The 18992-nt window shown below is 45.4% G+C and carries 21 protein-coding genes; 11 read left to right on the top strand and 10 right to left on the bottom strand.

Annotated elements, in window-relative coordinates:
* Positions 1-552 carry a cytochrome b gene (locus BM607_RS12105; protein WP_006082534.1) on the top strand — a complete coding sequence of 184 codons (552 nt, stop codon included), beginning with the start codon at positions 1-3 and terminating at the stop codon, positions 550-552.
* A 4-nt stretch (positions 553-556) separates the two neighbouring features.
* The gene (locus tag BM607_RS12110; protein WP_006082533.1) at positions 557-1132 is read left to right on the top strand and encodes a YceI family protein; all 576 of its coding nucleotides are present in this window, start codon (positions 557-559) and stop codon (positions 1130-1132) included.
* Positions 1133-1219: 87 nt separating this feature from the next.
* Here the strand turns inward: BM607_RS12110 and BM607_RS12115 are convergent, their stop codons facing one another.
* Positions 1220-1498, bottom strand: coding sequence for an oxidative damage protection protein (locus BM607_RS12115; RefSeq protein WP_006082532.1), 279 nt, complete (start codon positions 1496-1498; stop codon positions 1220-1222).
* Positions 1499-1500: 2 nt separating this feature from the next.
* The gene (gene mutY, locus BM607_RS12120; RefSeq protein ID WP_071938291.1) at positions 1501-2592 is read right to left on the bottom strand and encodes an A/G-specific adenine glycosylase; all 1092 of its coding nucleotides are present in this window, start codon (positions 2590-2592) and stop codon (positions 1501-1503) included.
* Between the two features lie 199 nt (positions 2593-2791).
* On the opposite strand from mutY, the gene trmB reads away from it, so the two are divergent.
* From trmB to BM607_RS12145, 5 genes are all read left to right on the top strand, one after another.
* On the top strand, positions 2792-3508 hold the full coding sequence (gene trmB / locus BM607_RS12125; protein ID WP_011847376.1) for a tRNA (guanosine(46)-N7)-methyltransferase TrmB: 717 nt from the start codon (positions 2792-2794) through the stop codon (positions 3506-3508).
* Positions 3509-3561: 53 nt separating this feature from the next.
* Positions 3562-3888: a YggL family protein gene (locus BM607_RS12130; protein ID WP_071938290.1), complete on the top strand. Its 327-nt coding sequence runs from the start codon at positions 3562-3564 to the stop codon at positions 3886-3888.
* Positions 3888-4802, top strand: coding sequence for a glutaminase B (glsB, locus tag BM607_RS12135; RefSeq protein ID WP_071938289.1), 915 nt, complete (start codon positions 3888-3890; stop codon positions 4800-4802). Before BM607_RS12130 ends, glsB begins: the two co-directional genes overlap by 1 nt.
* A gap of 184 nt (positions 4803-4986) precedes the next feature.
* Positions 4987-5808, top strand: coding sequence for a YggN family protein (locus tag BM607_RS12140; protein WP_071938288.1), 822 nt, complete (start codon positions 4987-4989; stop codon positions 5806-5808).
* Between the two features lie 449 nt (positions 5809-6257).
* Positions 6258-7199: a LysR family transcriptional regulator gene (locus BM607_RS12145; RefSeq protein WP_006082526.1), complete on the top strand. Its 942-nt coding sequence runs from the start codon at positions 6258-6260 to the stop codon at positions 7197-7199.
* Between the two features lie 662 nt (positions 7200-7861).
* Here BM607_RS12145 and BM607_RS12150 read toward each other — a convergent pair.
* The 8 genes from BM607_RS12150 to BM607_RS12185 form a co-directional block, all read right to left on the bottom strand.
* Positions 7862-9712: a DUF885 domain-containing protein gene (locus BM607_RS12150; protein ID WP_071938287.1), complete on the bottom strand. Its 1851-nt coding sequence runs from the start codon at positions 9710-9712 to the stop codon at positions 7862-7864.
* A gap of 152 nt (positions 9713-9864) precedes the next feature.
* Complete coding sequence (hemW, locus tag BM607_RS12155) at positions 9865-11031, bottom strand: radical SAM family heme chaperone HemW (RefSeq protein ID WP_071938286.1); 1167 nt, start codon at positions 11029-11031, stop codon at positions 9865-9867.
* On the bottom strand, positions 11031-11648 hold the full coding sequence (gene rdgB, locus BM607_RS12160) for an RdgB/HAM1 family non-canonical purine NTP pyrophosphatase (protein WP_071938285.1): 618 nt from the start codon (positions 11646-11648) through the stop codon (positions 11031-11033). The genes hemW and rdgB overlap by 1 nt, the downstream gene beginning before the upstream one ends.
* Before the next feature lie 139 nt (positions 11649-11787).
* Positions 11788-12222 carry a DUF4426 domain-containing protein gene (locus tag BM607_RS12165; protein WP_006082522.1) on the bottom strand — a complete coding sequence of 145 codons (435 nt, stop codon included), beginning with the start codon at positions 12220-12222 and terminating at the stop codon, positions 11788-11790.
* 131 nt (positions 12223-12353) lie between these two features.
* Positions 12354-12653, bottom strand: coding sequence for a DUF167 family protein YggU (gene yggU, locus BM607_RS12170; RefSeq protein WP_012587167.1), 300 nt, complete (start codon positions 12651-12653; stop codon positions 12354-12356).
* Positions 12653-13201 carry a YggT family protein gene (locus BM607_RS12175; RefSeq protein WP_006082520.1) on the bottom strand — a complete coding sequence of 183 codons (549 nt, stop codon included), beginning with the start codon at positions 13199-13201 and terminating at the stop codon, positions 12653-12655. The genes yggU and BM607_RS12175 overlap by 1 nt, the downstream gene beginning before the upstream one ends.
* A gap of 48 nt (positions 13202-13249) precedes the next feature.
* Complete coding sequence (gene proC, locus BM607_RS12180; RefSeq protein WP_071938284.1) at positions 13250-14068, bottom strand: pyrroline-5-carboxylate reductase; 819 nt, start codon at positions 14066-14068, stop codon at positions 13250-13252.
* A 215-nt stretch (positions 14069-14283) separates the two neighbouring features.
* Positions 14284-14982 (bottom strand): YggS family pyridoxal phosphate-dependent enzyme, encoded by a 699-nt coding sequence (locus tag BM607_RS12185; protein ID WP_071938283.1) that lies wholly within the window; start codon positions 14980-14982, stop codon positions 14284-14286.
* 35 nt (positions 14983-15017) lie between these two features.
* Between BM607_RS12185 and BM607_RS12190 the strand changes: the two genes are divergently transcribed.
* From BM607_RS12190 to hemH, 4 genes are all read left to right on the top strand, one after another.
* A complete protein-coding gene (locus BM607_RS12190) occupies positions 15018-16055 on the top strand; it encodes a type IV pilus twitching motility protein PilT (protein WP_006082517.1) in 1038 nt (345 codons plus the stop codon).
* 9 nt (positions 16056-16064) lie between these two features.
* Positions 16065-17177 carry a PilT/PilU family type 4a pilus ATPase gene (locus BM607_RS12195; protein WP_006082516.1) on the top strand — a complete coding sequence of 371 codons (1113 nt, stop codon included), beginning with the start codon at positions 16065-16067 and terminating at the stop codon, positions 17175-17177.
* Positions 17178-17364: 187 nt separating this feature from the next.
* Positions 17365-17904 (top strand): glutathione peroxidase, encoded by a 540-nt coding sequence (locus BM607_RS12200; protein ID WP_037392614.1) that lies wholly within the window; start codon positions 17365-17367, stop codon positions 17902-17904.
* Between the two features lie 32 nt (positions 17905-17936).
* Positions 17937-18950, top strand: coding sequence for a ferrochelatase (gene hemH / locus BM607_RS12205; RefSeq protein ID WP_071938282.1), 1014 nt, complete (start codon positions 17937-17939; stop codon positions 18948-18950).
* The last annotated feature ends 42 nt before the right edge of the window (positions 18951-18992 follow it).

Below are 18992 nucleotides of genomic sequence, written 5' to 3' on the forward strand. Positions count from 1 at the left end.
ATGTTTCGAAATAGTAAGTTGGCTTATGGGATAACCGCAATTGTGACTCATTGGCTGAGTGCGATCGTCGTCATTGGGTTGTTTGCGGTAGGTGTGTGGATGGTGGAGTTAACCTACTACAGCGCGTGGTACAAGACAGCGCCACATCTACATAAGAGCGTCGGGATTTTACTCTTGGCAGTGACGTTATTCCGTCTGTTGTGGCGCTTAGTGAATCCTAAGCCCGTACCAGAGGCGAATCATAAGCCTTGGGAGAGGCTGGCTGCTCATATTGCGCATTTAGCTATTTATGTATTGCTGCTGGTGATCATGTGTGCCGGCATTCTTATTTCAACGGCAGAAGGCCGTGGAATTATGGTGTTTGACTGGTTTGAACTACCAGGATTTGGACCTTTTTTTGAAAACCAAGCTGATATAGCAGGCGATATCCACCAATACGCAGCTTATAGCTTAATCGCACTCGTAGTGATCCACGCTGCTGGTGCGTTAAAGCATCACTTTATCGATAAAGACGCAACTTTACTCAAAATGATTAAATTTAATCGAGGATAACACAATGAAAAAGCAACTGTTAAGCGCACTGATTGGTGCATCTCTATTGGCTCCGATGGCGGCTTCAGCGGCGGACTATGTCATTGACCGTGAAGGAGCACATGCCTCTATTACTTTCAAAGTGAGCCACTTAGGTTATAGCTATGTCGTTGGTCGCTTTAATGATTTTAGCGGCGACTTTAGCTATGACGCGGCTAAACCCACTGCGGCTAAAGTGAATGTGACTGTAAATACGCTCAGTGTAGATTCAAACCACGCCGAGCGTGATAAGCATATTCGTAGCGCCGATTTCCTTAACACGAGTAAGTTTGCGCAAGCGACGTTTACCTCAACCACAGTTGAAGATAAAGGTAATGGCGACTTAGTGATTAACGGCAACTTAACCTTAAATGGTGTCACTAAGCCATTAGCGATCAATGCCCATGCAGTGGGCGAAGGTCAAGATCCTTGGGGTGGCTACCGTGCAGGTTTTACTGGCACAACCACGTTTGCGATGAAAGATTTCGGTATCAAAATGGATTTAGGCCCAGCGTCTAGCCATGTTGAGTTAGATCTTGTGGTTGAAGGCGTGCGTAAGTAACGCTCAGTTATTCTTCACGAGATGAATAAACAAAAAGCGCCGAAAGGCGCTTTTTTGTAAGCTTTGTCGTTAAGTTAACGACAAGAATTAATCTTGGTCTTTTTCAGGCACAAAACCTTCAATTTCTACTTCTTTACCTTCAAAGAGGAAAGAGGTCATTTGTTCTTCAAGAAACTTACGATCATCAACATTCATCATGTTGAGTTTCTTTTCGTTAATCAGCATGGTTTGCTTTTTTTGCCATAGGCCCCAAGCTTCTTTGCTGATGTTATCAAAAATGCGCTTACCTAAATCACCTGGATACAGTTGAAAGTCTAGGCCGTCGGCTTCTTTATTTAAATATACGCAATTGACTGTACGCGCCATGATTATTCCTTACTGACTGCGGATTGAACGAGTGATCCCAAATTGGCTAGCACGCGCTCGGTGGCGGCGGCGAGTCCCACTTTGGAAGGATGACTTATGTTATACCAGAGAGACTGGTTTTGTTCCATGACAGCGCCCACGCTCTCTTTATTGCCGTGGGTGTTATCTAAATTAAGCATCATGGGCTGAATATCTAAATGGAAGTGGCTAAACGTGTGCCTAAAGCCAGTTAGCCATTCGAGAGGCTGCGCAGCAAACCCTTGCTCTTCGAGGTGGGTTTCAAGTGCGGCTTGGGTGGCAAACTCAGGGAAACACCAAAGTCCGCCCCAAATTCCCGCTGGCGGACGTTTAGCTAAAAACACTTGGTTGTCTTGCATTAGCACTAACATCCACGCCGCTTTGGTCGGTATGATTTTTTTAGGCTTCTTGCCGGGGAAATCGGTTTGTCTGCCAATCAGCTGAGCTTTGCAATCAATCGCCACAGGGCAAGCGGCGCAGTTAGGTTTACTACGAGTGCAAATACTGGCGCCGATATCCATCATGGCTTGATTATATTTCTGAATATCTTGCTGCGGCGTATAGGTGTCAGTTAGCTGCCAAAGCTGCGCTTCGACCGTTTTTTGCCCCGGCCAACCTGCTATGGCGCCGTGTCTTGCTAACACGCGTTTGACGTTACCGTCGAGGATCGGGTGATGCTGGCCAAGAGACAGTGACAATACCGCGCCTGCTGTCGAGCGACCAATGCCAGGCAGCGCAAGAACTTGCTCAAAATCCTTTGGAAATAATCCCTTATAATCGTCGCGGATCATCTTGGCTGCTTTATGCAGATTACGCGCCCTAGCGTAATACCCAAGGCCAGTCCAATGATGCAACACCTCATCATCTGGCGCGTTAGCAAGTGCTAACACATCGGGAAAACGCGCCATAAATTTAAGGTAATAGGGAATAACAGTCGCAACCTGAGTTTGTTGCAGCATGATTTCAGAAACCCATACGCTATATGGGGTTTTATCTTGCTGCCAAGGGAGGGTTTTACGACCGTGATTGTCGTACCAAGAGACGATACGTGTAGCGAAGGAGGCTGTAGATTTCATCGGCGCAGTGTAGCGGCAGTTATCTTCTTAGACAAGCTCAAAGACAAGTGGATAAGGGCTAAAAAGCCGAAAATCACTGCTAAATTCGCACTCTCAAATAATCTTGGTATACTTTCGCCCCATTAGTGCTTGCACTGTATGTTGAACTTTGGATAATGCCCTTCTTTTATGATGGTGCTGTCCACTAGACGAGGCAAAAATGAGCGAAGTCACTACCGCTGAATTTAATGAAGAAGGCAAGTATCTGCGTAAGATCAGAAGCTTTGTCCTAAGAGAAGGTCGCTTAACGAAAGGCCAAGCCCAAGCTATTGAAAGCCAGTGGCCAACAATGGGCTTAGATTACAGCCCAACGCCATTGGTTCTGAGCGACGTTTTTGGCCGTGAAGCCGATACTGTGCTGGAAATTGGCTTTGGCATGGGCGCCTCTTTAGTGCAAATGGCTAAAGACGCACCAGAGCAAAATTTTATTGGTATTGAAGTGCATAAACCGGGTGTCGGTTCTTGCTTAAGCGATGCCGCCATCGCGGGTGTGACTAATTTACGTGTGTATCACCATGATGCCATGGAAGTATTAGAACATGCGATTGCCGACGGTTCATTGGCCCGAGTGCAATTGTTTTTCCCCGATCCTTGGCATAAGAAACGTCATCATAAGCGTCGTATCGTACAAGCTGAATTTGCTGAACTGATCCGCCGCAAGCTAAAAATTGGCGGCGTGTTCCATATGGCAACCGATTGGGAAGAATACAGCGAGCACATGTTGGAAGTGATGCAAGCGGCTCCTGGTTATCAAAACCAGTCGAGTGACGGCACTGTGGTGCCACGTCCTGATCATCGCCCACTGACAAAGTTTGAAGCCCGCGGCCATAGATTGGGTCACGGTGTATGGGATCTGATGTTTGAGCGTATCGCTTAATCTAGATATTTCAATTGATTAATTAGTTTTTTAACACAACGGGGAAAGTCACTATGGCAACTAATCGTAGCCGTCGTTTACGTAAGAAAATGCGCGTTGATGAATTCCAAGAGTTAGGTTTTGATATGGCTTGGACTTTTGATGCATTTGTATCAGAAGCCGATATCGATGCAACTGTGGATAAATTCATCGATGAAGTGATCGAAACCCGTAAGTTAGGTTTCCATGGCGGCGGTCACATCGAATGGGAAGGCATTATCGCAACCCAAACGATCGGCAAATGTACCGAAGAAGATATTGCTGCAGTTAAGGCATTCTGGGCGAACCAAAAAGTTTCTCAGGTTGAAGTTAGCGAACTGTACGACATTTGGTGGGGTTAATGCCCGAGTTGGCATTACTTGAGGAAGTGGTCGAGAAAGTTCGACCCTTGCTCGGCCAAGGAAAGGTTGCAGATTACATCCCCGCACTGGCCAGCGTTGATGCTGGAAAATTAGGCATTGCCGTTACAACTGTTGATGGTGAAACCTTAGGTGCGGGCGATTACCTTGAGCCGTTTTCGATTCAAAGTATCTCCAAAGTTTTCAGCTTAACCTTAGCGTTAACTTTATATGAAGAAGCCGAAATTTGGTGCCGAGTTGGCAAAGAACCTTCGGGCCATTCATTCAACTCTTTAGTACAAGTCGAGTTAGAACGTGGCAAGCCGCGCAACCCATTTATCAATGCTGGCGCGTTAGTGATTGCTGACTTATTGCAGAGTCGTTTAGGTGCACCTAAACACAGAATGCTCGAGTTAGTCAGGCAACTAAGCCAAAACGATAAAGTGAGTTTCGACAAACAAGTGGCCGACTCCGAATATCAGCACAGTGCGCGCAATGCGGCGATTGCTTATTTGATGAAGTCGTTTGGTAATTTTCAAGGCGATGTCGATACTGTGCTGCGCACGTATTTTCATTACTGCGCCTTAAAGATGAATTGTGCTGACTTGTCTAAGGCCATGTTGTACTTGGCTAATCGCGGCAAAAGCATAACGGGGACTGAGCTTATCTCTCAGGTGCAAACTCGGCAGCTTAATGCCCTGTTGGCGACCTCGGGCCTATACGATGGTGCAGGTGAGTTTGCCTATCGTGTTGGTATGCCAGGTAAAAGTGGCGTCGGTGGTGGCATCATTGCCGTTATTCCTGGGGAACTGTCGATTTGTGTTTGGTCGCCAGAACTCGATGGCAATGGCAATTCGCTTGCTGGCACTGCCATGCTTGAGCACTTAAGTCAGCGTCTTGGCCGATCTATTTTCTAGCTTTACCTATCGTTTTTTTATTAGCACTATCAGACTAAAAGTTAGCGAATTTCGCTAATGACCTTTTAGTGCTAACTTTCCTAAATCCAATATAATCATATTGTTATAAAGTTGGCACGTCTCCTGCTTTAAGCTATTCAGTAGTTTAGGTTTATCGAATTATTCAGATTAAAGGACGAACAACATGAAATTAAATAAGCTATTAACTGGATTCGCCTTATCCGGCGTGATTTTAGGGGCATCTAGCCTACAGTTGGCGCAAGCGCAAACAGAGCCTCAAGTCGATGAGCGCTGTGAAGTCTCTTTAAATTATGACGTTATGGTTGAACCTAAAAAATTAGTCATGAGCGAGAAGGGCACAGAAAAGTATCGCATCGAAGTCGATAAGTTATTTGTTGAAGGCAAACAAGTAAACTTAACCGATAAGCAAAGAAAGTTAGTGACTCAATACGCCGATGAAGTGTCGACGCAAGTGCCTGAAGTGATTGAAGTCGTGAACGAGGCCGTCGCATTAGCGTCCCAAGCGGTGAGCATGGCGTTAACCCCTTTAATGGGCGATGCGGCCGGTGCTAAATTCGATGAAATGATGGCAGGTGTCCAAAAGCGCGTTGATTCAGTGGCCTACCGTCATGGCGATAGCTTCTATCTCGGTGCGACGGAAGACTCAATTCAGAACACCTTTAACGACGAATTCGAGCAGGAAATGGAGCAAATTGTTCAGAACTCAGTGGGCACCATTATGATGACCATAGGTGGCCAAATCATGTCGGGTGACGGTGATAGTTTTGAAGCCAAAATGGATGCCTTCTCTAAGAAAATTGACAACTTAGGCCAAGATATTGAGCAACAAATTGAGAGTCAATCTAAGGGGCTGGAAGCTAAGGCTGACCGTTTATGCGACCGATTTGAAAATCTGTTAGTGCTTGAAAATCAATTACGCCAAGAAGTACCAGAACTCGCGCCTTATGCGTTGACACAAAACTCAACCAAGGAGCTGCGTGAATAGTTCTTGTTAATCGTCCTTGTTAATAGTTTTTGTGAATAGCCCTGAGTTTTAACTGCAATAACTTCTATCTCCTTGTGCATGAGTCAAATTTGAATGCTACGCCCCTAGTCAATTTATCGCCTAGGGGCTTTTTTATTGGCTAATTCTTAGTGGCGAAAGCTATGAGGATAAAGTCGATGTGGCTTGTAGGCTTGGCTTGCAGCGATTTAGTTCGGAATGTTACAGTCTAGAGACGAATATTTGGTATACTCTTAAAATATAATTAAAAGCTGGCATATCAGTCAGATATAACACCCTACTTTAGTGGACTTTTTCGGTCTAAATCTCTGCGTTATATCACTTTAATGCGAGATATCAATGCTATGGTTATTTTAAAGCGATGATTACGCTAACCACTGCTACTCACCGAAAGTTAATATCATTGTCGTAAACAGCTTAAGGCGACTTCCATGTTAGAACTGTTAGAACCTATTGCGATTTTTACTCATGTGGCCAGAGCTGGTAGTTTTAGTGCCGCCGCAAGAAGGCTTGGGATCTCTAAGTCTAAGGTCAGTACACAAGTCGCCGATCTTGAACATAGACTTGGTGTTCAATTAATCCAACGTACCACCCGTAGCTTAAGCCTGACTGAAGCAGGGCATTTGCTGTATCTGCAAGGTGAAGAACTGCTGCGTGACGCTGAACAAGCGATAGCCAGCGTGCATAACTTAAATGATGCGACCCGCGGTGTGCTCAAGGTGGGGATTTCCCAATCCTTTGGGGTGATGCATATCATTCCTGCGCTGCCATCCTTTATGGCAAAACATCCTGAGCTTGAGCTACAAGTGAGCTTACTGGACCATAAAGTAGATGTAGTGAGTGAAGGCTTAGATTTATTGTTAACTATGTCGGAGCAATTACCGCTTGGCATGGTTGCTAGACCTCTGATGAAGTGCCAATTCCTGTTAGTTGCTTCTCCAGGCTATATTGCTCAACATGGCGAGCCAACACGACCTGAGCAGTTAGTTGACCACAATTGTTTGGTCTATCAAGGCGAGTGGCACGAGCACAGCATGTGGCAATTTAAGAAGGGTGATGATTACTGTGAAATTGGCGTATCGGGCAATTTCAGGGTAGATAACGCGCCAGCATTAAAATCTGCTGCAATCAGTGGTCTTGGGGTTGTGTATCTTGCAAGTTATTTGATGGAAGATGAAATTGCCAAGGGAACATTAGTGCCTTTACTGAAGGATTGGCAATTGACCCACCATCTGCCATTGCAGGCGGTTTATCCCCGTCGTAAGCACTTAGCACCTAAGGTCAGTTCTTTTATCGAATTCATCAAAGATCACATAGGAACGCCGCCGTATTGGGATGCTCCCTATGTCGAATTATTCAGTAAACGTCAGTAAAATAGGAAACATTGTTCTCAAAAGCAGTCTTATGTGATTTTAAATTAACCAAGCACTTTTATGTTCATTTAAAATCAATACTTTAGATTGAGTTGATGAGTACATTTGCTGATGATTTTTTAGGGTGTTCTAAAGCACTTTTTTATAACATCCTTGAACTCTGTTCTTAATTGAATACAATGGTGGCAGTTGATTCGGAATGACCTGAGTCCTATACGTTTATTGGAAATGACCCCTTTCAATTTTTGTGTACAGGTCGGCATTAATGCAGTTTTGGATCACAGCCAACAGAAGTTTGAGAACTAAAACAATGTTGGCTCTTTAAACCATCATCCTAGTTTTTGGTTTACCTCAGCCTTATCGCTGAGGTAATTTTTTATTGATGGTTTGTGTAGCCTTAGGCAAGCGTTTTGTCTCCCTGTACCCTAAAGTCGCAACTGTGTGTTAAGTGTGTGAAGGCGAGTGCTAAAGCATAAATTAATACAACAAATATAGTGACCCACAGTGAGAAGGGTTCTGTTATCTAACGGGATAATGGTACCAATAAAAAAGCCACTTTCGAGTGGCTTTTTTATTGGGCGTAGCTATCTATGTCGCTTTAGTCGTGAAGCAGGTTAACAATGCTTCACGACTCAGCATTAAGGCATTAAAACATTAGGGTATTAGGCCTTCTTCTTACTGGCTATCCAGAGATCGACTTGTTGTTCTAACACATCCAGTGGCAATGCGCCGTTAGCAAGTACTAGCGTATGGAAGTCGCGGATATCAAATTGACTGCCAAGCTGTTGCTCTGCTTTATGTCTGAGTTCCAGCAGCTTAATCATGCCCACTTTATAGGCTGTCGCTTGCGATGGCATAACGATATGGCGTTCAACCATTTTCACCGCATCTGATTTAGCATTGGGCGTATTATCCACGTAATAGGCAATGCCTTGCTCTCGGGTCCACTTTTTAGCGTGGATACCTGTATCAACGACTAAGCGACATGCACGCCATAGCTCCATTGCTAGACGACCAAAGTCAGAATAGGGATCGGCGTAGAGTCCCATTTCTTTCGGGAAAGATTCGCTATATAAACCCCAGCCCTCGATATACGCGGTATAGCCACCAAACTTGCGGAACTTAGGAATATTTTGCAGCTCTTGGGAAATGGCGATCTGCATATGATGACCCGGAATACCTTCGTGGTAGGCCAGTGCCTCCATTTGGTATTTCGGCATGGCTTTCATGTCATATAGGTTTGCATAGTAGCTACCTGGACGCGAGCCATCCGGCGCAGGTTGCTCATAGAAGGCTTTACCCGCGGATTTTTCTCTAAAGGCTTCAACCTGTTTCACTATCATGGCGGCCTTAGGTTTTACTTTGAACACTTCATCTAAGCGCGATTTCATATTGTCGATGAGCTTAGTCGCCTCAGCTAAATAGGCGGCTTTGCCTTCGGCGGTGTTGGGGTAGTAGAACTGGGGATCGTCACGCATGAAGCTAAAGAATTGCTGTAAATCGCCTTTAAAATTGACCTTCTTCATGATGGCGCGCATTTCATTGTGAATACGTTCCACCTCAGAAAGGCCTAAGTCATGGATTTGATCGGCGGTCATGTTTGTCGTAGTAGTGCGAGCCAAGGCATTGTTGTAGAAGGCATCGCCGTTAGGGAGTTTCCACGCACCATCGCGGTCGTCAGCTCTGGTTGCTAAGGTTTTGATGTAACTGATGAGCTTGTTATAGGCGGGCTCGACTTGGGTCACTAGTGCTTGCTCAGCCTGTTGAATCAGTGCTTGCTTTTCCGTTTCTTGAATCGCTAATTCGCTCACTTTACGGCGAAAATCTGCGAGTAGCGCGCTGTCATCGCCCTTATCAAAAGGCGCACCTTTGATGATGTTTTGGCTGTCTGAAATCACATAAGCGAATACAAACTTAGGCGCAATAATGCCTTTATCTGCGCGGACTTCTAAAACTGTCTGTAATTGACTTAAACGTTTAGGCACGCCATTCAAGCGGCTGATATAGGCCTTGGCATCGCTGACATCTGTGATTTGATGTTGGTTAATTAAGAAGGAGGCTATCATAGAGTGGCCGCCATACATCTGATTCACAGGGTAATTATGGTAGCGCCATTGGTCATCTTCGATGTCATTTTGCAGATTTTGCTTCAGTAACGTAAGGCTAAGATGCGTTTGTGGATCGAGTTTGGCCGCATCAATCTGGTTGACCTGCGCCAGTTGTTTTTTCGTGCGCGCTAGGGCTTTATCATCGGCGGCATCACCCAGTTCATCCCATTTATCATAGTCTTGCTTGATCCCCATATAGGTTTGCGAAATGGGGCTCGCCATGATGTTTTCCATGAAGATGGTTTCGAACAACGCATTGGCTTTGTCTGACTCGGTTTGCACCACTGCATTCATAGGTTCGCTTGCACTGTGTAAGGCTGGCGAAGTTGATGCTGCATATGCGGGAATGGTCAGTAGAGCTGAAAGGGTCAGTGCGACTAAGCTGATTTTAGTTTTTATTGGCATGATCAGGCTTCCTAGTTTGAGTTGCATCAATTCTAAAGAAGCTGGACAAGAATGTATGGATATTAATGTTAGAAAATGTGTTAGCAGTAATAGTATTAAACTGCACGATTGACCACTAACACATTATTTATATAGCTATTTTAACGGCAGACTTAGCAGAATTGTGTCAGTAAATCATTAACAAACATGTGACCTTTACTGGTTAATTGCCAATGTTCAGCGGATTCTGTGAGTAAACCGCGTTGTTTGGCCTTTTCCATTCCTTCGGTCAATGTGTCTCTGTGCTGTCCGGTACGCAGTTCAAATTCTTGCTTAGGGATAGGTGTCATCAGGCGCAGGCGATTCATTAAATATTCAAGCGCGCGATCTTCCTCTGCCACATCAATCGATTCGAAGGTGTAGTTGCTGGCACTCAGATATCCCTTGGGATGTTTAATTTTTACCGTGCGTATAATGCGGTTTTCTTCTGGCAGCGTCACTTTACCGTGGGCGCCACAGCCTATGCCTAGATAATCACCAAACTGCCAGTAGTTGAGATTGTGCTTACATTGGTAACCGGGTTTCGCATAAGCGGATATTTCGTATTGCTCATACCCTAATGCGGCCAGCTTTTGTTGACCTTGCGCATAGATATGCCAGAGCGCTTCGTCATCGGGCAACTGCGGCGGTTTTGAGTGGAATAGGGTGTTGGGCTCAATTGTTAACTGATACCAAGACAGGTGGGGCGGATTCAGCGCCGCTGCCGTGTCGATATCGGCCATCGCTTCAGCAAAACTTTGGTTGGGTAATCCATGCATTAAATCGAGGTTAAAACTCAAGTATCCCGCTTGGCTGGCTTTTTGAGCGGCGACTTGTGCCTCGTTTTGATCGTGAATACGTCCAAGTAAGTTGAGCTTATCCTTAGAAAAACTCTGCACACCGATAGATAAACGAGTGACATCAGCTGCGCGATAGGCACTAAAGTCATCGTGTTCTAAGGTGCCAGGGTTGGCTTCCATGGTGATTTCGATATTGTCACTAAAGGGGATTAGCGCATTGGCACCATCGAGTATGCGTTTGATTTGCAAAGCATCGAATAAGGATGGTGTGCCGCCACCGATAAAGATGGTATGGATTTGCCGCCCTTGGACGAGATGTAAGTCTTGGCGTAAGTCTTCCAATAGCGCATCAACATAGGCTTCCTGTGGCAGCTCACCATTTTGACCATGGGAATTAAAGTCACAATAAGGACACTTTTGTACGCACCAAGGAATATGGATATACAGACTGAGTGGCGGCAGTTCAAGTTTCATCGCAGTAGTCACGGCAGTTGACGACATTATTGTGCATTCCCGCCAGTTAACACGCCTTGGGCTTGCATGGCAGCGATGAGTTGCACTAGGGCTTTACCACGATGGCTTAAGACATTTTTCTCGTTGCTGCTCAGCTCCGCCGCGCTACATTGATAATTTTCAGGGATAAAAATCGGATCGTAACCATGGCCATTGGCGCCACGTTGGTTAAAGTCGATTTGGCCTTCCCATGCGGCTTGGCAAATAATTGGGGTTGGATCTTTGGCGTGGCGCATATATACCAGCACGCATTGGAATCTCGCACTGCGAGGTGCTGGCTGGTCTTTTAATGTCTCAAGTAGCTTCAATACGTTGTCTTGATCTTTGGCATTTTCGCCCGCGTAACGCGCTGAATAAATGCCGGGAGCGCCTTGGAGTAAATCCACTTCTAAACCTGAATCATCGGCAATGGCGGCAAGTCCGGTGATTTCGGCTGCATGCCTGGCTTTGATAATGGCATTTTCGACAAAAGTGGTGCCCGTTTCGGCCACTTCGCTGACATTAAACTGACTCTGCGGCAGTACAGTGACACCGTAGCTGGCGAGCATTTGATCGAATTCGGCGAGTTTGCCTTTGTTGCCACTGGCGAGGACGATTTGTTGCATGGAACACCTATATCATTGGGGCGACTTATACTGCGGCAATGATACCCAAGCTGCGAGCTAAAGGACAGGAAAAGGGCGGGGCGGTACAGACTTGTACCGTCCTAAAGTGGTGTATGACTTGCGATAATCTTAGCTTGGCTTATTCGACGTAGAATTTTTGCTTGAACTGCAAGTTGGTATTTAATTGATTACCATGCTTGATCGCGATATTGAAGTTGATCTCTTGATCATCGCGGTAAGGGACTTCGGCAATATAATAAATCGCATCACCTTCACGGATCTCTTTGAAGGTTAAGTTGATTCGAGCATCTAATAAGTTATTGGCGACACCGGTAATTTCAACGGGTACTGCGGGTTTATTCGCTTCGCTGATATCTAACACGGCAATGTTGATAATGCCTGTATAGCTACTGCGCTGAATGCCATAGGATTTGGCTATGCTAGGCGTTAAAAATGTACTGCCAAGTGCCATGTAATGAATGTCAAAATTGCCGACAGTTTCTTTTTGCTCTGCGTTTGCAACACCACAAAGGCTAGCGGTGAGGGCTAATACAGCCAGAATATTACGGAACATGATGGGATACCTCATATTAGGGAATGTTTGAGTATAGGTCGCTGTGACTATTGTTTATGTTTATCTGTTTATCGATAAATTAACCGCATTCAAAGAAATTTGTTGGTTTTCAGCCTTTCAATAGCATTAGCTCAGCTAGTTTGTCCCATCAGCTCAGTAATGACGCTTGGGATGATCTTGGGGTCAATCACGCGGATTTGCTTATGCCGACCAAGTTCACCTTTCATTATATGAATGTCGCTCTTGGGCACTTTAAAGGTCTTTGCTAAGTACTTGCTTAAATGGGCATTGGCCTTGCCATCAATAGGCGGCGCAGTGATGGCTACTTTTAGCTCATCACCGTGCAATCCTACTATTTGATCTCGGCTGGCCTTAGGCTGAATGTAGAGATTAAGCAGCAAGTCACCTTGCTGCAAAGTCACTGCACTCATTAGATCACAGCCCAATAAGGGATATATTGGGCAAGTAACATATTGAGGAAATTCATACCAATAATCACCAACATTACCGATAAATCTAAGCCACCAATTGGCGGTATGATACGGCGGATTGGCGCTAATACGGGTTCAGTTAACTGACCCATGACCATCACTATTGGGTTATAGCCTTGATTAAACCAGCTCAATATTGCGCGTATCAACAGCATCCAAAACAGCAAGACCCCTGCTTTTTTGATCACAGATACGACGGCAAACATCAAAAACAGCAGTATGTCTATGCCACCGCCCGCGATAAGGCTGATCAGCAGTACTTTGACCATCACGACCAGCAACGCGAGGACGAATGATGCGGTATCAAACCGTCCTAAGGAAGGCAGAATACGGCGCATTGGCGCGATGAGCGGGTGAGTCGCTTTGACAATAAATTGGCTAAAAGGATTGTAAAAATCCGCCCTTGCCAGTTGCAGCCAAATCCGCAAAATCACCACCATCAAATATAAGTCGAATAGTGTGGTGATTAAAAAGGTAAATGCATTCATCGAGATTTCTACCTATTAAAGTCCGATATAAAAACGCGTTAGTGGAAATTAAAATGTCTTAGCCATTTCTTCTGCACGTTTAATGCAGTTTTCCATGGCTTTTTTTACTAAACCACGCATATCCGCAGCTTCAAATGTCGCCAGCGCCTGTGCGGTGGTACCGCCCTTTGAGGTGACATTCTCCCTTAGATTACCTAAGTTCAGTTGTGGATTTTGCTTTGCCATCATAGCAGCGCCGAGCGCGGCTTGCTGCACTAAAGTTCTGGCTTTGTCTTCATCCATTCCCATTTCTTTGCCTGCATCTATCATAGACTCCATTAGCAAAAAGAAATAAGCCGGTGAACTGCCCGATAGTGCAATCACTTGATCTAATTCTGACTCTTCATTAACCCACACAATTTCGCCGCCGCTTGACATCAAACGATCGCAAATGGCTTTTTGCTCGGTAGAAATAGCCTGAGGCGCATAGAGGCCAGTCATGCCCACACTAATCTGCATCGGTGTATTGGGCATAGCGCGGATAAGCTTAATATCCTGCGCCAGATAATCGGTATAACGCTTTGCTTTAATGCCTGCAGCGATAGTGATGACTAACTTTTGCGACATATCGACCGTTTGTAATGCTTCACACACTTGCTGCATCAATTGCGGTTTTACCGACAGCACTATGACATCGGCAGCTTTTGCTGCAGCTAAATTATCTTGAGAAACCAAAATCCCTAAATCGGCTTTTAGTGCATCGAGTTTTCCTTGGCTAGGATTGGTCGCTTGAATGAGTTGAGCAGGATAGCCGCTATGAACTAGGCCACTGATGATGCTGCGCGTCATGTTGCCGGCACCGATAAAGCAGATTTTCTGTTGATCCATTTGATTCTCTTCAGTGTGTTAACCGTTAATTTGTAACAGACTCACCTTAAATCAAGATGATAAAACGGTTAGTCATTTGAATGTCAGAGCCAGATTAGTCGACTCTCGCTAATTGAACTTAAATGTCGTGATCTTTAATACAGTATTTGGGCATAAAGCGCTAAAAACAAGGTCAAGCCCACACACTGACCTCAAACTTCATGCCTAGAGTGAGTTTACGCCGCGTAATTGCGCTCACCAAAAATGGCACTGCCAATGCGCACCATAGTAGAACCACAGCTAATCGCTGCATCTAGGTCATTACTCATCCCCATGGAAAGCGTGTCTACACTAGGGTAATGCGATTTAAGTTCTTGAAATAGATTGTTTAACATAGAAAACTCTTTAAGCTGTAACTCAGTATCTGCGGTAGCCGTTGGGATCGCCATTAGGCCTCTCAGTGCGAGATTAGGTAGCTGAGCGATTAGCTCGGCCAGTGGCAGCATTTGCGCCGCATCTATGCCAGATTTTGTGTCTTCAGCACTGATATTAATTTGAATGCAGACGTTTAATGGCGCTAATTCAGCTGGACGTTGGTCATTGAGACGTTGGGCAATTTTGTCGCGCGAGACAGTGTGCATCCAATCGAAATGCTGGGCGACTATGCTGGTTTTGTTGGATTGGAGTGGCCCGATAAAGTGCCATTCAATGTCCGGAAAATCCCCCTTTAGTGCGGTAATTTTCTCCGCGCCTTCTTGGACATAGTTTTCGCCAAAGCAACGCTGACCCGCTTGATAGGCTGCTATAATGTCTTCAATAGGTTTGGTCTTGCTGACGGCAAGTAAGCGAATACTGCTAGGTTGGCGTGCACATTTTTGCGCCGCTTGTGCGATCCTGCGCTGGGCGATTGCGAGTCTGTCTGCTATTGTTGTCATGATGTAATTATCTAGTTGCAAGGATATCCCAAACGATGGAAATCACTGAGTTATTGGCATTTAGTGTAAAACACAAAGCCTCGGATCTACACCTTTCTGCAGGGATATCTCCCATGATCCGTGTCGACGGTGAAGTGAGAAAAATTAACCTGCCCGCGCTCGATCACCAAGGCGTACACAGCCTAGTGTACGACATAATGAATGATAAGCAGCGCAAGGACTACGAAGAACATTTAGAAATCGATTTCTCGTTCGAAGTCCCTAATCTTGCACGCTTTCGTGTTAACGCATTCAATCAATCCCGTGGTGCTGCGGCCGTATTTCGTACCATTCCTAGCGACATCTTGTCACTTGAGCAATTGGGTGCGCCGGAGATTTTTAAAAAAATCGCCAGTTTCCCTCGGGGATTAGTCCTAGTGACTGGGCCAACGGGTTCGGGTAAGAGTACCACACTTGCCGCTATGGTGGATTACGTTAACGAAAATCGACACGATCACATCTTAACCATTGAAGATCCTATCGAATTCGTACACCAAAATAAGCAATGTTTGATTAACCAGCGTGAAGTTCACCGCCATACCCACAGCTTTAATGCGGCCCTTAGAAGCGCACTACGTGAAGATCCGGACGTGATTTTAGTCGGTGAGATGCGTGACCTTGAAACCATTCGTTTGGCGATGACCGCTGCAGAAACAGGCCACTTAGTGTTTGGTACCTTGCATACCACCTCTGCCGCGAAAACCATTGACCGTGTGGTCGACGTATTCCCCGCCGGTGAAAAAGACATGGTGCGCACTATGTTGTCGGAATCGCTGCAAGCGGTTATTTCGCAAACCCTGATTAAAAAGGTAGGCGGAGGCCGTGTCGCCGCCCATGAAATCATGATGGGTACTCCCGCTATTCGTAACCTTATTCGTGAAGACAAAGTGGCGCAGATGTATTCGGCGATTCAAACCGGTATGGCCCACGGAATGCAGACCTTAGAGCAATGTTTACAGAACTTAGTCAATCGCGGTCTTATCACCCGTGAAGATGCAATGGCGAAGAGTTCGAATAAACAAGCGACATTTTAAGGATTTATGATGGATGTTCTTCCGTTTTTAAAAGTGATCGTTGAGCGCAAAGCCTCCGACTTGTTCATCACAGCTGGCTTTCCGCCAAGTGCCAAGATTGACGGTGAATTGCGTCCCTTGGCCGAAAGTGCCTTTACTCCGGCACAATCACTGGATTTTGTTGAATCCTTAATGACCGAAGCGCAGAAACAAGAGTTTCATTCGAGTCGTGAGTGTAACTTTGCTTTTGCGGCAAAGGATTTAGGTCGTTTTCGGGTGAGCGCCTTTTGGCAGCGTGAATCGTCAGGCTGCGTGATGCGCCGTATCGAAACTAAAATCCCTGACGTCGATGATTTAAAACTGCCACCCATTCTGAAAGATCTGGTGATGAGTAAACGTGGTCTCATCATTATGGTGGGCGGAACGGGTACGGGTAAGTCAACATCTCTGGCGGCCTTGGTGGGATATCGTAATGGTCATGCTCGTGGTCATATTCTCACGATTGAAGATCCAGTCGAATTTGTTCACGACCACAGAAAAAGCATTATCACTCAGCGTGAAGTGGGCATAGATACTGAGTCTTTCGATGCGGCGCTAAAAAGCTCCCTTCGCCAAGCACCCGATGTGATCTTGATTGGTGAAATTCGTACCCAAGAGACGATGGAGTTCGCCCTGTCGTTTGCGGAAACGGGCCATCTCTGTATGGCAACCTTGCATGCCAACAACGCCAACCAAGCATTAGACCGCATTATGCACCTCGTGCCTGAGAGTAAACATCAGCAGTTATTGTTCGATTTGTCATTGAATTTGCGCGGTATTGTGGCGCAGCAATTAATCCCAAAAGTCGATGGCACTGGGCGCCGCGCCGCGATTGAAGTATTGATCAACACCCCAAGGGTGGCGAGTTTAATTGCGAAGAACGAGCTGCATTTGCTCAAAGAAACCATGGCTAAATCCAACGAGCAGGGCATGCAGACGTTCGATCAGGCCTTGCTCAAACTTTATGTCGATGGCGAGATTAGTTACGCTGATGCGCTGCACCATGCTGATTCACCGAACGATTTACGTTTGATGATTAAATTACAGAATAAAGAATCCACGGGCTCAGGCTTTATGGAAGGTGTCACCTTAGACATGGACTAACGCGAGAGCCAGGTTCTAGGTTAAGCAGCTCTTTATGGGCTGCTTTTTGTTAGTGTCGTTAGATTTTCGTTCAGCTCAATCGGTTTTACTTCATCGCTATGCGGTCGTTAACCATAGCTTTTATTTTTTAATTCAATATGATCTTTACCTAGTACGTTTACGTAATGTACCGGTAAAGGAGAAAGCAATGAAAAAATTACCTATGATATTCGCTATGACAGCGAGCTTGATGAGTGTTGGCGCTATGGCGGCCACTTGTCCCGAGTATTTGAACCTTGAAGTACGAAAATTACATTCTGAAGAGACAGTTAATCTGTGTGAATTGACTCAGGGAAAGCCAGTGTTGATTGTTAACACTGCAAGTAACTGTGGTTACACCCCGCAGTTTAAAGCGCTCGAAGCATTGCATGAAAACTATAAAGACAAAGGCTTAGTGGTTATTGGTTTCCCATCAGATGATTTTTTCCAAGAAGAAAATGATGAGAAAGACACGGCTAAGGTGTGTTACATCAATTACGGTGTCACTTTCACTATGTTGTCGACTTCGGCTGTGCGTGGCAGTGACGCCAATAGCGTATTTAAATACTTAGCCGAAAAAACCGGTGCGCCTAAGTGGAATTTTTATAAGTATGTCGTTAGCGGCGATGGCGCGGTTGTGCAACAGTTCAATTCTAAAGTGAAGCCAGATAGCGAAGAGCTTAAGCAAGCAATAGAATCTGTACTTTAATTTTATAAGTATTTATTAATTAAGAGGCTGTTTTGGCTAAATTTTCAGGCTTATCCAAAGAAGTTGGACACGGACAACGCGGCAAAGTGGGCGTGCTGTTATTAAATTTAGGTACGCCAGATGCGCCCACAGCATCGGCTGTTAGGCGTTATCTAGCTGAGTTCTTAGCGGATCCCCGCGTAGTCGAAATCCCTAAATTAGTGTGGATGATTATTTTACACGGGATCATTTTGCGGGTACGCCCAGCAAAATCGGCGGCGTTATACCAGAAAGTATGGACGGCGGCCGGCTCACCGTTAATGGACATTAGTTTGCGTCAAACGGCGAAGTTAGCGGATAAACTTAAAGCCGATAACCATGATGTTTCTGTGCATTTAGCAATGCGTTATGGCAGTCCATCGGTTGCCAGTACCTTGCAAACTATGCATCAAAATGGCATTGATAAAATCGTGGTGTTACCTCTGTATCCCCAATATGCGGCGCCCACTACGGGTTCTGCTTTTGATGCGATTGCGGCTGAGTTGTCCAAGTGGCGCTATATTCCATCGTTGCATTTTATTAATACTTATCATGATAATGCTGATTTTATTAATGCTTTAGCCAGTTCGATCACGGCTGATTTTGAAGCCCATGGTAAACCGCAAAAATTGGTGTTGTCTTACCATGGTATGCCTGAGCGTAATTTGCATTTAGGCGATCCGTATTATTGCTTCTGCACGAAAACGACTCGACTGGTTACCGAAAAGCTTGGGTTAGGCAAAGATGAGTTTGTGATGACATTCCAATCGCGTTTTGGTAAAGCTAAATGGCTACAACCTTATACCGATGCGACTTTGAAAGCGTTGCCGCAACAAGGCGTGCGCGATATTGCTATCGTTTGCCCCGCTTTTAGCGCCGATTGTTTAGAAACGCTGGAAGAAATTGTTGGTGAGAATGGTCATCTCTTTGCCGAGGCGGGTGGTGAGAAGTTCCGTTACATTGCTGCACTAAACGATGATGATGCGCACATTACTATGATGGCCAACTTAGTGAAGCCACATTTTTGATCCGGTAATTTATCGGGTTAAATATCAAACTGAAAAGGATAA

It is taken from the genome of Shewanella sp. SACH (assembly GCF_001887095.2).
Taxonomy (GTDB): Bacteria; Pseudomonadota; Gammaproteobacteria; order Enterobacterales; family Shewanellaceae; genus Shewanella; species Shewanella baltica.